Here is a 13226-nt window from a genome sequence, read left to right as displayed (position 1 = left end):
CGTGAGCTCTCGCCTCGCGGGCCAGGTCGCCATCGTCACCGGTGGCGCCCGTCAGATCGGATTCGCCATCGCCTCCCGTTTCGCCGCCGAGGGAGCAAGCGTCGTCCTCGCCCAGCGAAGCCGGGACGAGGGCGAGGCCGCGGAGGCGGCGATCCGCACCGCGGGCGGCGAGGCCACGGCCCTGACCTGTGACGTTGCCGACGAGGACAGCGTGGCTGGCATGGTGGGCCGGACCCTGGATCTGTACGGGCGGCTCGACGTGCTGGTCAACAACGCCGGCACGGGCGTTGCCGAGCACATCACGGACCTGTCCTGGGACGACTACCGCCGAGTCATCGACATCAACGTTGGCGGCGTGCTCCTCGGCACCAAGTACGCCGCACGCCAGATGAAGGTTTCGGGACGCGGTGGCAGCATCATCAACATCTCGTCGATCCAGGGGGTGCTGCCCCTGCGCCAGTCCGCGGTCTACGCCGGCTCCAAGGGCGCGGTGAACCTGATCACCCAGCAGACTGCGGCCGACCTGGGCTGCTTCGGCATCCGCGTCAACGCCATCGCCCCCGGGTACATCGACAACGAGATGATGCACAGCTACCACACCCTCGTCAGCGAGACGCCGGGGGCGGCGATCTCCGCGGCCAGGGGGTCCATCGTGCTCGGTCGGCTCGGCACCACCGACGACATAGCGGGCCCTGCGCTCTTCCTCGCGTCGTCCGACTCGGCGTACGTCACGGGCACACTGATGCTGGTGGACGGGGGGTCCCAGACCCATGGCGCCATCGCCTGACGCCACGGCGCCCGGAGAGGTCACCTTCCCGCACCTGTTCTCCCCGCTGCGGATCCGGGGCATCGAGGTGCGCAACCGCTTCGTCTTCCAACCGCACTTCAACGCCCTCCCGGACATCCACGGCATGCCCACCGAGGATCACGCGGCCTACCACGAGGAGCGGGCCTGGGGCGGTGCCGGCCTCATCATCGACGGGTCGATGGCGGTCATGCCCGAGGGGCAGATGTCGCGGAAGTACCTTGCGGCGTGGGACCCGGCCTCGGTGGAGCTGAACCGTCGGACCGCCGACGCCGTGCACGCGCACGGGGCCCGCATCTTCGCGCAGCTGAACCACGGTGGGCACACCTCCCTGGAGCACCCGCCTCAGATCCTGTGGGCACCGACCCAGATGCCGGAGCCTTCGGGGCCGCACACCACGAAGGCCATGGACCGCCGCGACATGCTGCGCACCATCGACGGCTTCGCGGTGTCGACCCGCAACCTGGTCGAGGCAGGGTACGACGGGGTCGAGATCAAGATCGCGCACGACGGGTTGCTGCGGAGCTTCGTGTCACCGTTCTTCAACCACCGCACCGATGCCTACGGCGGTTCCTTCGAGAACCGCATGCGCTTTCCCCTGGAGTGCGTGGAAGCCGTGCGGCAGAACCTCGGCGACGACATGGCACTGGGGATCCGTCTCTGCCTGCACGAGTACACCTCGTTCGGCTATGACCTCGACTACGGCCTGCGCATGGCCGAGCATCTCGAGACGAGTGGGCTGGTCGACTACTTCAACTGCGATGCGGGCTCGTTCTCCAGCTTCTGGATGGAGATTCCCCCGGCCGCGGTCGCTCAGGGGTTCTTCCGGCCGCTCAACCGGGCCCTGAAGAAGCAGTCTGATCTGCCCGTCGTCGCGTTCGGCCGGATCAAGGAGCCGGGTCTGGCCGAGCACATGCTGGCCCTGGGCGAGGCAGACCTCGTCGGCATGGCCCGCCAGCTGATCGCGGACCCGGCCACACCGCGAAAGCTGCGCGAGGGGCGCGCGGCGGAGGTGCGGCCCTGTATTGGCTGCAACGACGGCTGCCTGCACGCAGTGGCCCAGGAGAAGCCGATCCGGTGCGTGCAGAACCCCGGGGCGGGACAGGAGCGGTTCTGGAGCGAGCGGTTGCTCGTGCGGGCCACCCGACCTCGCACCGTCGTGGTCGTGGGAGGTGGGCCGGCCGGCCTCAAGGTCGCCGAGATCGCGGCCAGGCGCGGGCACAGCGTCACGCTCCTCGAGCGGTCCAGGCACCTCGGTGGCCAGGTGCGTCTCGCGGCCCGCCAACCCCACCACGACGAGATCGCCGAGGTCACCCACTACCTCGAGGCTGCCGTCCGCCGCCTGGGGGTCGAGGTGTGGACCGGTGTCGACGCCGTCAAGGACGACGTGCTGGAGCTGGATCCCGATGTCGTGGTCATCGCCACGGGCTCGCAGCCGAATCTCCCGCCCGGTCATCGACAGAGTCGGGCCGACCCTGATGCCGGCGGGGTCGCCCGCGCCCGCGGCCTGCAGGTGCTTCCCGACGTCGAGGGGCTGGAGCTCGACTGCGTCTACGCGGTCGACGAGGTGCTGCGTGACCCTGTCGTCCGCGACAGCCGGGTGGTGGTCATCGATGCGCAGGGTCACTGGGAGGCGGCGGGCACGGCGGAGTTCCTGGCCGACGCGGGGAACCGGGTCACGGTCGTCTCGGCCAGGCCCGTGGTCGCGGGAGAGCTCGAAGGCACGAATCTCGCCCTGTTCATGCAGCGCGTGGGTCAGAAGCAGATCGCGCTGCGACCGTCGACCGCCGTGCGGCGCATCGAGACCGGGGGAGTTCTCGTGGTCGACGTCGTCACCGAGGTCGAGGAATGGTTGCCGGCCGATGCCGTCGTCCCGGTGCACGCACGCCGGTCCCGCGACGACCTCTACCACCAGCTCGTAGACCTGGTCGCAGAGTCCGGTCGCGACGTGACCGTCGAGAGGGTGGGCGACGCGTCGGCAGCCCGTCTGATCCAGGCCGTGCTGCTGGAGGCCCACCAGCTCGCGGCATCGATGTGAACGGATGCGGACTGGTCAGGTGGCGCGAAGCGCCGCGCACGCGGCCGCGAGCGCGGTGACGCGCTCCCAGTCGGCCGCAGCAACCGCACTCGTCGGGGTGAGCCACGAGCCGCCGACGCACCCGACGTTCGGCAGGGCAAGGTAGCTGCCGGAAGTGGCGGCGGTGATGCCACCGGTCGGGCAGAACCGGGCCTCGGGCAGGGGGGAGTGGAGGGCCCTGAGGAACGGTGTTCCGCCCAGGCTCTCGGCCGGGAAGAACTTCAGCTCCCGGTAGCCACGTTCGAGCAGCGCGAGGATCTCGGAGACCGTCGAGACTCCCGGCAGGTGGGGCAGCCCGGTGCCCGTCATCGCGGCCAGCAGGTCTGGAGTGCTGCCGGGCGAGACGAGGAACTGCGCCCCCGCTCGAGCGGCCTGCGCCGCCTGGCCGGGGCGTACGATGGTGCCCGCGCCCACTAGGATCTCCGGCACCTCCGCCGCGATACGGCGTACGCACTCGAGTGCCGAGCCAGTCCGTAACGTGAGCTCGATGACGGGGACGCCACCGGCAACCAGCGCACGGGCCAGCGGTACGGCTTTCGCGGGGTCATCGAGGACGACGACCGGGATGACGGGCGTGCGGTCGAGCAGGGAGTGGTTCACGGTGCCTTTCATGTGATCTATCCGTGGGACGGCGCGGAGAGTCGGGCCGGGGAGAGCAGCTCGTCGACCACCATGAAGGCCGCCCCACGCAGCCCGGCCCGGTCAGCGAGGGGGGAAAGGATGATGTCGAGGGTCCTCGTCGCAAGGGGAAGTGAACGTCCGATGACGGACTGCCGCAGCTCGGCGAGATAGAGGTCCCCGGCCGCCGCGACCCCGCCCCCGATCACCACCAGCGAGGGGTTGAAGAAGTTGACCACCCGGGCGAGTGCCTCGCCCAGCAGCCTCGCCGAGTCGATGACCAGCGCCCGCGATGACACGTCCCCGTGGTGGGCGGCCCTGATGACGGTCTCGGCCGAGATCTCATGTCCCTCGGCATGGGCGCGCGCCAGGGCGGGGCTGGTGCCGGCGATGGCCATCGCGAGACCGTCGCGCGCCAACGCCGCTCCACCGGCGAGGGCCTCCAGGCAGCCGTGCTGGCCGCATCGGCACAGAGCCGTGCTGCCGCGCACTGCGGTGTGACCGATGTCGCCCGCGCACCCCTGGGCGCCGCGGTGCAGCAGCCCGTGGGAGACAAGGCCCGCGCCGATGCCTGTGCCGACCTTCACCAGCACCACGTCGCGGTGGCCCGCCGCGAGGCCACCGCGCAGCTCGCCCAGCGCCATGAGGTTCACGTCGTTGTCGATCCACACCGGGACCCCGAAGCGCGCCGCCATGAACTCGCGCACGCCGTAGCCGTCCCACCCCGGCATGATGGGAGGGGCGACGGGACGGCCGGTCTCGAACTCCACGGGCCCGGGGAGGCCGAGGCCCACGCCCCACACCCTCGTGCCGTCGGGCAGAGCAGCGATCAACTCATCGAAGAGGGCGGCTACGCGGGAGAGGACCTCGGTCGGTCCGACCGTCACGTCGGCGATCTCGTCATGGGTGTGCGACAGGTTGCCCGCGAGGTCGGACAGGGCAACCTCGATGCTGGTGGCGCCCACGTCCGCCACCAGGACCACTCCCGCCTCCGCCCGGAAGCGGACCTGGCGAGGGGAACGGCCCCCCGTCGAGCGCGCGAGGTCCCCTTCCGTGAGTAATCCGACCGCCGACAGCTGACGAACCCGGTCGCTCACGACGTTGCGACCCAGTCCCGTCCGCCGGGCAATATCGGGGCGCGTTGTCGCGGTGGTGTCTCGTACGACATCCAGCACGCGCACCAGCGACTCCACGTGCTCGGCTGGCAGTGCGGGAGGGGAGGGCTCTCTGCCGGGTCTGACCTCGTCCATTCCACGCATGGTATCTCTGTTTCATGCGTGCTGACGCACGATACGTGTTGACTTATGCATGATGCGTGCCTAACCTGAAACGACGCCCTCGGTCAGGAGAAACGCATGCGACTCGGCTATCACACGATCACCTGGGGGGGCGTCGTCGGCGACGCCGTCGGGGTCACCAGCGTGAAGGACCTCGTCTATCGGGTGAACGGCCCGATGGCCCGCGCCATCCGCGAGATCGGCGCACTGGGCTATGAGGGCGTGGAGATGTTCGACGGCAACGTGGCCGACTTCGCCGACCGGCCCCAGGAGCTGTTGGGCGTCCTCGACGAGGCCGGTGTCGAGCTGGTCAGCGTCTACACGGGCGGCAGCTTCATCTATGACGAGATCCTGCCCGAGGAGCTCCACCGAGTGACCAGGGCAGCGGAGCTCGCGCAGCAGTTCGGTGCGAGCAGCCTCGTGGTGGGCGGCGGGGCCAGGCGAGCGTCGGGGACACGCGACTCGGACTATCTCGCCCTCGCCGGCGCCTTGGACGCTGTCACCGACATCGCCGCTGCCCACGGGCTCGACGCGTGCTACCACCCCCACCTGACCACCATCGTGGAGGGTCCCGACGATCTCGACAGGCTGATGCCGCACACCAGGATCGGATTCTGCCCCGATACGGGCCATCTCGTAGCCGGGGGTGGCGATCCTGCCGAGCTGATTCGTCGATACTCCGACCGCATCCGTCACGTCCACCTCAAGGATGTTCGGATGGACCCGTTCCAGTTCGTCCCGCTCGGGCAGGGCCAGATCGACTTCGTCGAGGTCGCGTCGGCTCTCGAGGAGTCCGGGTACGACGGGTGGATCGTCGTGGAGCTGGATGCCTACGACGGCGATCCCCGAGACGCGGCAGCGCTGAGCAAGACCTTCCTGGACACCCTCCTCGCCGGGAGAGAGTGACCGTGTCGACCCCACTGCGCGCCGGGCTCATCGGCGCCGGCTTCATCGGTGGTGTGCATGCCCACGCCATCAGATCCGCTGGAGCACGGCTCACCCGGATCTCGGACTCAACACCTCAGCGCGCGGATGAGGCGGCCCGACGGCTCGGCGCCGAGGCTGCCTCTGAGTCGGCAGAGGCCCTCATCGCCGCCGACGACGTCGACGTCGTGCACATCTGCACTCCCAATGCCACCCATGCCGCACTGGCCGACCAGGCGATCGCGGCCGGGAAGGCGGTCGTGTGCGAGAAACCGCTTGCCACGTCGTGGGAGGACGCGGACCGGCTCGTCGCGGCCGCCGAACGGGCCGGCGTCGTGACAGCCGTCCCCTTCGTCTACCGCTACTACCCGACTGTCCGTGAGACCAGGTCGCTCATCGCGGACGGTCAGGCCGGACGCCTGTGGCTCCTCCACGGCTCCTACCTGCAGGACTGGTTGGCTGGAAGCTCCCAGACCAACTGGCGGGTCGACCCTAGCCAGGGTGGCGTGTCCCGCGCCTTCGGGGACATCGGAGTCCACTGGTGCGACCTGATGGAGTTCACCACCGGTCATCGCATCACCCGCCTGCACGCCCGGATGTCGAACGCGTACAGCCAGCGGGCGACCGCGGACGGCATGCAGGCAGTCGGCACCGAGGACGGAGCCACCGTCATCTTCGAGACCGACCAGGGGGCGACCGGCAGCCTGGTCGCCAGCCAGGTCTCGCTCGGCCGCAAGAACAAGCTGTGGTTCTCCTTCGACGGCACGGACGCCTCGTACGTGTTCGACCAGGAGCAGCCGGACTCGCTCTGGATCGGCGGGGTTGTCGAGAACCGGGTCGTGCCCCGTGGCCCGGGCACCCTGAGCACCGCTCAGGGACGCGGGTACTCCTACCTGCCGGCGGGACACCCGCAGGGCTACCAGGACTGCTTCAACGCGTTCGTGGCCGACGTCTACGGCGCGGTTGCGGGAGAGTCCCCCGACGGCCTGCCCACCTTCACCGACGGTCGCCGCAGCGCCATGATCACCGAAGCGGTGCTTGTCTCCGCCAAGAACGAGTCCTGGGTCGAGGTCCCCGCATGAAGCTCGGATTCCTGACCGCCTGCCTGCCAGGGCGTTCACTCGAAGAGATCGTGAGGTGGGCGTCGCAGCACCATTTCGAGGCGTTGGAGGTCGCGGCCTGGCCCGATCTCGGCAACCGACCCTTCACCGCCACCCACGTCAAGGCGGAGGGTTTCGGCGAGGAGGACGCCGACCGGGTGCGCCGCCTCTTCGACGAGCACGACCTGACCCTGTCCTCCCTGGCGTTCTACGACAACAACCTCCACCCCGACCCCGACGAGCGTCGTGGCGTCAACGACCACGTGATGGCGTTGATCGACGTGGCAGCGCTGGTGGGCTGCCCGACCGTCGGCACCTTCGTCGGCCGGGACCCCGGGATGTCGGTGGCCGAGAACCTGCGCGCCGCCGAGAAGCTCTTCCCGAGGCTGGTCGACCATGCGGGCGAGCGGGGCGTGAAGCTCGTCATAGAGAACTGCGTGATGGAGGGCTGGCATCCCGACGGGTACCCCGGGAACCTCGCCTACAGCCCAGAGCTGTGGGAGTGGATGTTCGACCTCGGGCTCTTCCTCAACTACGACCCCTCACACCTGCTCTGGATGGGCATCGACCCGGTCGAGGCGGTCCGGCCCTACGTGGACAAGGTCGCGCACGCGCAGGCGAAGGACATCCAGATCTTCCCGGAGAAGCGCAACCGCTACGGCTGGCCCGGAATAGCCGTGGGTCGCGAGGACCCCTGGGATGTCGGCTGGTGGCGCTACCGCGTGCCCGGCCTCGGCCAGGTGGACTGGGTACGCGTGGTCGATGTGCTCTACGAGGGCGGCTTCGACGGCGTGCTGTCCGTAGAGCACGAGGACCCGGTCTGGGGAGGCAGCGAGGCCAGGATCGAGACCGGCCTGGAGGTCGCCCACCGCACGCTCCGCCCACTGATCGTCGCCTGAGCCGACACCCGACCCACGTCATCAGGCCCACACCCAGGAGGACTGACATGACCGAGACCGCCCAGCCGGACACGTTCTTCGACCCGCACCAGCGTGCGACGGTCGAGGCGGCGATGGCGCGCATCATCCCCACCGATCAGACCCCCGGCGCGCGGGAGGCCGGAGCCGTCGACTTCGTGGACCGCTACCTGTCGGGCATCGGATACATCTATGCCCTGCCGGACGGCACCGGTTTCGAGAGGCTCGAGGGCCGCCGCGCCGACGCCTGGCAGGTGCGCGTCGACGTGGCCCGATCGAAGTACGCCGACGGGATCGTCGAGCTCGACAGGCTGTGCCGGGCGCGCCACGACGCCGACTTCGTCGAGCTGACCGAGGACCAGCAGGACGAGATGCTGCGCGTCATCGAGCGGGCCGGCAGTCCCGAGGCGGAGCAGGCGTGGCGCGACACCCCGGCCATCGCCTACGGCGGACCCGTCGAGCCGGCGCTGCAGCAGACGAGCGCCGAGGCGGACCTGGACTTCTTCAACCTGCTCGTCATCCACACCCGGCAGGGCTTCCTGGCCGACCCGATCTACGGCGGCAACCGGGGGCAGGTGGGCTGGCAGGCGATCGGCTTCCCGGGGCCCGCGAATCTCGCCGACGTCTTCACCGGCCGCTACTCCACCCTCGAGTACTTCGCCGACAACCGCACGCACCGACCCCTGGAGGACAGCCATGACGTCTAGCCGTACGCCCGAACGGGTCGACGCCGTCATCATCGGGGCCGGCGCCTCCGGGGCCGCCGCCGCCAAGGTCCTGACCGAACGCGGACTCCGGGTGGTAGCCCTCGAGAAGGGGCCGTGGCGCACTAAGGAGTCCTTCGGTGGCGACGAGCTCGCGAACGTGAACCGCTACAACCTGTGGCCAGATCCGATCCTTAACCCGAGGACGTCGCGTAGGTCGGCTGCCGACGAGGCCGAGGTGGACCTGTTCTGCCCGGTCCCGCAGATGGTCGGAGGTGGGACGGTCCACTGGCAGGGCTGGCTGCCCAGGTTCACCCCGAGCGACTTCCGCCTGCGCAGCATCGCCGGCGAGCTGCCCGGCACCACCCTCGCCGACTGGCCGATTGGCTACGACGACCTCGAGCCGTACTACGACCGGGTCGAGTGGGCTTTTGGCGTGTCCGGCCAGGCGGGGGCCAACACGTACGAGGGTCCGCGCACGCGGGGCTATCCGTGTCCGCCGATGCCGCAGTCCCGATACGCCCAGAAGTTCCACGAGGGTTGCGAGAAGCTGGGGTGGAACTCGTTCCCGACCCCCCAAGCCGCGCTGTCACAGCCGTTCAACGGTCGCCCGGCCACCGTGGTCAGCGCGTTCGCGCAGCAGCACGGCGACCCGACCGGCACCCGCTCGAGCGCCCTCAACGTGTTCATCCCGGACGCGCTCGCCACCGGCCGATACGAGCTACGGGCAGACAGCTACGTCCGCGAGCTGGTGCTCGACGAACGCGGGCGGATCAAGGGTGCGGTCTACGAGGACGCCGACGGCGTCGTCTTCGAGCAGAAGGCGGACGTGTTCCTGCTCGCCTGTGGAGCGGTCGAGACCGCCCGACTGATGTTGATGTCGACGTCGGGACGGTTCCCCGCCGGACTGGCCAACACCAACGACCTGGTGGGTCGCAACGTGACCTTCCACGAGTACAGCGCCTCGGTCGCCACCTTCGACGACCCCATCTACGCCTGGGCCGGAGGTGGATACGTCTCGGCGAGCAGCTTCGAGTTCTACGAGAACGACGCGAGCCGCGGGTTCGTCAGCGGCGGTCACATCGCGGCGGCCGGCGTCGGCATCCCGCTGCCCATCAACTGGGGGCTGCCCGGGAAACCGACCTGGGGAGCCGAGGCCAAGCAGATCGACCGCGACTACTTCAGCCACTCGATGGCCGTGGCCATGGTGCTCCATGACATGCCCCAGCACGACAACCGGGTCGACCTGGACGACACGGTCGTGGACGCCTGGGGACTCCCCGTCGCGAGGATCACCCTGACGCCGCACGAGAACGACCTGGCCCAGGGGCGTTTCCTGATCGACCGATGCGGGGACATCCTCGAAGCGGCTGGCGGTCTGGACGTGACCCGCGTGTACGCCGACAGGGTGACCGGCAACTGCTCCCACCAGCACGGCACGGCGCGCATGGGTGACGACCCGGAGACCTCGGTGACCGACCGCAACTGTCGCGCCCACGAGGTCGACAACCTCTACGTCGTCGACGGGAGCCCGTTCCCCACGGCCACCGGGGCGAACCCGACGCTCACCATCATGGCGAACGCCTGGCGGGTCGCGGAGCACATCGCCACCGGAGCCGGGAACCGCGGATGACGACCCGGGACGTCGTCGTCCTGATGCCAGAGTTCGTGGCGAGACCGGGCCTAGGGCCGCAGCTCAGGGAGCGGCTCCAGCTGCTCGCTCGGCTGAGTCGTGACGAAGACGGCTGCCTCGAGTACACCTTGCTCGAGGACCCGACCGACCCGTGTCGTTTCAGTCTGTACGAGCGCTGGGCTGACGCCGGGGCGCTGGCCGACCACGACACGACGTCGTACGTGCGGGAGTTCGTGGCGTCCTTCGACCAGTTGTTGGACGAACCGCTCCGGGTCCGGCGTCTGCGTCGCGCCGACGGTCGGGGCGCTGCGCCGGCGCCGGGGTGTATTAGCTCTTGACGTCGCGGGGTTGGCCCGGGATCGGTCGATGGCGGTACCGCACAAGAGAGACACGTGTGGGCCAATTGTAGGCAAGGTCGGCATGAATGCGTTGGGACCTCGGTGGACGACCGACCATGGAACCGAAATGCTCTGAACTGCGCGTTCATCCGAGTCGTGCGCGTGGAGCGAGAGGCGGAATCGAGCGTAGGTGTAACTGGAACACGTGCCGTGAATTAAGGTACGGCTCACCACGGTAGGGACTCTCGTCGGCGAGATCTTGGCCATGGCAGCACGGTCAATCAAGCCAGCCTGCAGCACGCGTCGAGCCGACCATCGCCCGAGCTCGGCGCACCTCCCAGCGCTCACCCGCCACACGGGTCCAACGAGACGCCTGCGCCAGGGGTCTGGGGCCTGCGGATCTTGACCTTCAACGAGATCGCCGGAACCGAACGGTGGCGGCGCGAGTGGCTCACACGACTCAGCTGACAGCGCCGCACACTCCGAGGAGCGACATGAGCAGAACGCCCGCCGCACACCCCATCGCACACCGGAAACGCAAGACGAAGCCGAGCGCTTCTGGCGTCGGTCGCCACAAGGCGTCGGCGGTCGTCTCGTCGGACCAGCCCACGATCGCCCAGCCCTCGAGCGCGCCCCCGCAGAGTGGGGCCGTGCTGAGCTGGCTCCACGAGAGCGGACCTCGCTCGCGCAACGCGCTGTCGGACGAGCTCGGCCTCTCACGGTCCACGCTGGGCCTGATCCTCGCCGACCTGCAGGTCCGAGGTCTGGTGCGTCCGACCGGCACCCACAGCAGTGGCGGCCGCCCCGCCACCATCTTCGCGGCGGACGGGAGCCGCGTGGCCGGAGTCGGCGCTGTCATCCACGACGGGCAAATATCAGCTGCCGCGATCACCCTCGCCGGCGACGTCGCCGCCACTCGTCACGAGACGCTCGCCGGTCACGACACGACCAGCGCCCTCACGCGGCTTGCTCAGCATGTGCAGGCCGTCGCCAGCGAGGCCCGAAGAGCTGGGGTCGAACCGATCGGCACGACCTTGGCCTATGACGAGCACGCTGCCCACGGCCCGGCCGGCGACCACCAGCCGTTTGCCGGCACGACCACAGCCGCGCTCCACCAGCTCCTAGAGCCGGCTGAGCTCCCAGTCCCGATGTCGGTGGTCTCGCTGAGCGAAGCCGCGGCCGAGGCCGAAGCCCGCCACGACTCTGACCCTGAGCATCGCGCACTCCAGGACGCGCTCGTCATCCTCACCGGCTCCCGCCTACGAGCACTCGTCGTCAAGGACGGGCGCTTGCTGCGGGGGGCGCAAGGCATCGCCGGCAGCCTTGAGCACATGCCAGTGGGGCATGCCGGACAACCGTGCGGCTGCGGACTTGCTGGGTGCTGGAGCACCATGGTGTCCCCGCATGCACTTGGCGTCGGCAACGGGCCTTGGGACCGCGACGTCGTGGCAGACATCCGAACCCGTGTCCTCGCCGGGGACCGAGACGCCCACGCAGCCATTCGGCAGGCTGGCTACTGGCTAGGCGTCGGCGCCGCAGTCCTGACGCAGTTGATTCAGCCTCACCGCATCGTGGTCGGAGGCGCGTACGCACCGCTCGGCCCCTTCATGCAGGAGGCCTTTCTCGACGGCCTCCGAGCAGCGAACGCCGCACGCCCAGCGGACCCCATGGCCATCACCTTCTCCAGCCTGGGACCCGAAGCCGCCGTGCGGGGCGCGGCCCACCACGCAGCACATGCCGTCCTGCACGACCCCAGTCTCGCGCCCCGCCAGCTCGAGGCTTCCGACAGCAGCGGAGGAGCATGAGCATGTCGCGTCCGATCACCCTCTTCACCGGCCAGTGGGCCGACCTCCCGTTTGAGGAAGTGGCCCGCCTGGCCTCCGACTGGGGATACGACGGTCTCGAGATCGCATGCTGGGGCGATGACCTCGACGTCTGGCAGGCAGCCGACAGCGACAAGTACGTGCGCGACAAGCTCGACGTGCTCGAGCGCTACAACCTCAAGGTCTACGCGATCTCGAACCACCTCAAGGGTCAGGCCGTCTGCGACGACCCGATCGACTCCCGACACCAGGCGATCCTTCCGGCACGCATCTGGGGCGACGGCGACGCAGAGGGTGTGCGACAGCGGGCCACGGAAGAGATGAAGATGACAGCACGTGCTGCGCGAAACCTCGGAGTCGACACCGTCGTCGGGTTCACCGGGTCGTCCATCTGTAAGTACGTCGCGATGTTCCCGCCTGCCACAGCCGAGATGATCGCCGCCGACTACCAGGACTTCGCCGACCGCTGGAACCCGATGCTCGACGTCTTCGACGAGTGCGCGGTTCGCTTTGCGCATGAGGTGCACCCATCGGAGATCACCTACGACTACTGGACCACCATCGCGACGCCCAAAGCCATCAACCACCTTCCCGCCTTCGGGCTCAACTGGGACCCGAGCCACATGATCTGGCAGGACCTAAACCCCGTCAGCTTCCTGTGCGACTTCAAGGACCGCATCTACCACGTGGACTGCAAGGACACGAAGCGCCAGATGAGCAACGGCAGGAACGGCCGCCTCGCCTCCCACCTACCGTGGGCAGACCCCCGACGGGGGTGGGACTTCGTGTCCACCGGGCACGGCGACGTCCCGTGGAAGCAGTGCTTCCGCATGCTCAACGCCATCGATGACGACGGGCCCATCTCCATCGAGTGGGAGGACGCCGGCATGGACCGCCTCAACGGGGCGCCCGAAGCTCTCGCGTTCGTCCGCAGCCTGGCGTTGGAGGCGCCCGCGGCAGCGTTCGACGCGGCCTTCGCCACCGACGCATGAGGGGCGACGATGGCCGGG

12 protein-coding genes are annotated in these 13226 nt (G+C 69.1%); 10 read left to right on the top strand and 2 right to left on the bottom strand.

Annotated features, from left to right (window positions below):
- Nucleotide 1: 1 nt before the first annotated feature.
- Nucleotides 2–787 (top strand): SDR family NAD(P)-dependent oxidoreductase, encoded by a 786-nt coding sequence (locus EUA94_RS22225; RefSeq protein WP_165356943.1) that lies wholly within the window; start codon nt 2–4, stop codon nt 785–787.
- Nucleotides 771–2843 (top strand): oxidoreductase, encoded by a 2073-nt coding sequence (locus EUA94_RS16790; protein ID WP_129428046.1) that lies wholly within the window; start codon nt 771–773, stop codon nt 2841–2843. The genes EUA94_RS22225 and EUA94_RS16790 overlap by 17 nt, the downstream gene beginning before the upstream one ends.
- A gap of 15 nt (nt 2844–2858) precedes the next feature.
- Here the strand turns inward: EUA94_RS16790 and eda are convergent, their stop codons facing one another.
- A complete protein-coding gene (gene eda / locus EUA94_RS16785) occupies nt 2859–3494 on the bottom strand; it encodes a bifunctional 4-hydroxy-2-oxoglutarate aldolase/2-dehydro-3-deoxy-phosphogluconate aldolase (protein WP_129428045.1) in 636 nt (211 codons plus the stop codon).
- A gap of 5 nt (nt 3495–3499) precedes the next feature.
- Nucleotides 3500–4474, bottom strand: a complete 975-nt coding sequence (locus EUA94_RS16780; RefSeq protein WP_207210591.1) for an ROK family protein — start codon at nt 4472–4474, stop codon at nt 3500–3502.
- Nucleotides 4475–4855: 381 nt separating this feature from the next.
- Between EUA94_RS16780 and EUA94_RS16775 the strand changes: the two genes are divergently transcribed.
- From EUA94_RS16775 to EUA94_RS16740, 8 genes are all read left to right on the top strand, one after another.
- Nucleotides 4856–5683, top strand: coding sequence for a sugar phosphate isomerase/epimerase family protein (locus EUA94_RS16775; protein ID WP_129428043.1), 828 nt, complete (start codon nt 4856–4858; stop codon nt 5681–5683).
- Nucleotides 5684–5685: 2 nt separating this feature from the next.
- Complete coding sequence (locus tag EUA94_RS16770; protein WP_129428042.1) at nt 5686–6783, top strand: Gfo/Idh/MocA family protein; 1098 nt, start codon at nt 5686–5688, stop codon at nt 6781–6783.
- A complete protein-coding gene (locus EUA94_RS16765; RefSeq protein WP_129428041.1) occupies nt 6780–7700 on the top strand; it encodes a sugar phosphate isomerase/epimerase family protein in 921 nt (306 codons plus the stop codon). Before EUA94_RS16770 ends, EUA94_RS16765 begins: the two co-directional genes overlap by 4 nt.
- A gap of 47 nt (nt 7701–7747) precedes the next feature.
- Nucleotides 7748–8425 carry a gluconate 2-dehydrogenase subunit 3 family protein gene (locus tag EUA94_RS16760; RefSeq protein WP_129428040.1) on the top strand — a complete coding sequence of 226 codons (678 nt, stop codon included), beginning with the start codon at nt 7748–7750 and terminating at the stop codon, nt 8423–8425.
- Nucleotides 8415–10055 carry a GMC family oxidoreductase gene (locus EUA94_RS16755; protein WP_129428039.1) on the top strand — a complete coding sequence of 547 codons (1641 nt, stop codon included), beginning with the start codon at nt 8415–8417 and terminating at the stop codon, nt 10053–10055. Before EUA94_RS16760 ends, EUA94_RS16755 begins: the two co-directional genes overlap by 11 nt.
- Complete coding sequence (locus tag EUA94_RS16750; protein ID WP_129428038.1) at nt 10052–10393, top strand: putative quinol monooxygenase; 342 nt, start codon at nt 10052–10054, stop codon at nt 10391–10393. Before EUA94_RS16755 ends, EUA94_RS16750 begins: the two co-directional genes overlap by 4 nt.
- A gap of 650 nt (nt 10394–11043) precedes the next feature.
- A complete protein-coding gene (locus EUA94_RS16745) occupies nt 11044–12198 on the top strand; it encodes an ROK family transcriptional regulator (RefSeq protein ID WP_165356942.1) in 1155 nt (384 codons plus the stop codon).
- A gap of 2 nt (nt 12199–12200) precedes the next feature.
- Nucleotides 12201–13208, top strand: a complete 1008-nt coding sequence (locus tag EUA94_RS16740; RefSeq protein WP_129428036.1) for a sugar phosphate isomerase/epimerase family protein — start codon at nt 12201–12203, stop codon at nt 13206–13208.
- The last annotated feature ends 18 nt before the right edge of the window (nt 13209–13226 follow it).

Source organism: Nocardioides zhouii (genome assembly GCF_004137345.1).
Classification (GTDB): Bacteria; Actinomycetota; Actinomycetes; order Propionibacteriales; family Nocardioidaceae; genus Nocardioides; species Nocardioides zhouii.
This window is presented reverse-complemented; position numbering and strand designations above follow the sequence as displayed.

Excerpts from the sequence above, each read along its gene's own strand:
- eda (WP_129428045.1), bottom strand. The coding sequence starts at position 3,494 with ATGAAAGGCACCGTGAACCACTCCCTGCTCGACCGCACGCCCGTCATC.
- EUA94_RS16750 (WP_129428038.1), top strand. The coding sequence starts at position 10,052 with ATGACGACCCGGGACGTCGTCGTCCTGATGCCAGAGTTCGTGGCGAGA.
- EUA94_RS16755 (WP_129428039.1), top strand. The coding sequence starts at position 8,415 with ATGACGTCTAGCCGTACGCCCGAACGGGTCGACGCCGTCATCATCGGG.
- EUA94_RS16775 (WP_129428043.1), top strand. The coding sequence starts at position 4,856 with ATGCGACTCGGCTATCACACGATCACCTGGGGGGGCGTCGTCGGCGAC.
- EUA94_RS16790 (WP_129428046.1), top strand. The coding sequence starts at position 771 with ATGGCGCCATCGCCTGACGCCACGGCGCCCGGAGAGGTCACCTTCCCG.
- EUA94_RS16760 (WP_129428040.1), top strand. The coding sequence starts at position 7,748 with ATGACCGAGACCGCCCAGCCGGACACGTTCTTCGACCCGCACCAGCGT.
- EUA94_RS16740 (WP_129428036.1), top strand. The coding sequence starts at position 12,201 with ATGTCGCGTCCGATCACCCTCTTCACCGGCCAGTGGGCCGACCTCCCG.
- EUA94_RS16765 (WP_129428041.1), top strand. The coding sequence starts at position 6,780 with ATGAAGCTCGGATTCCTGACCGCCTGCCTGCCAGGGCGTTCACTCGAA.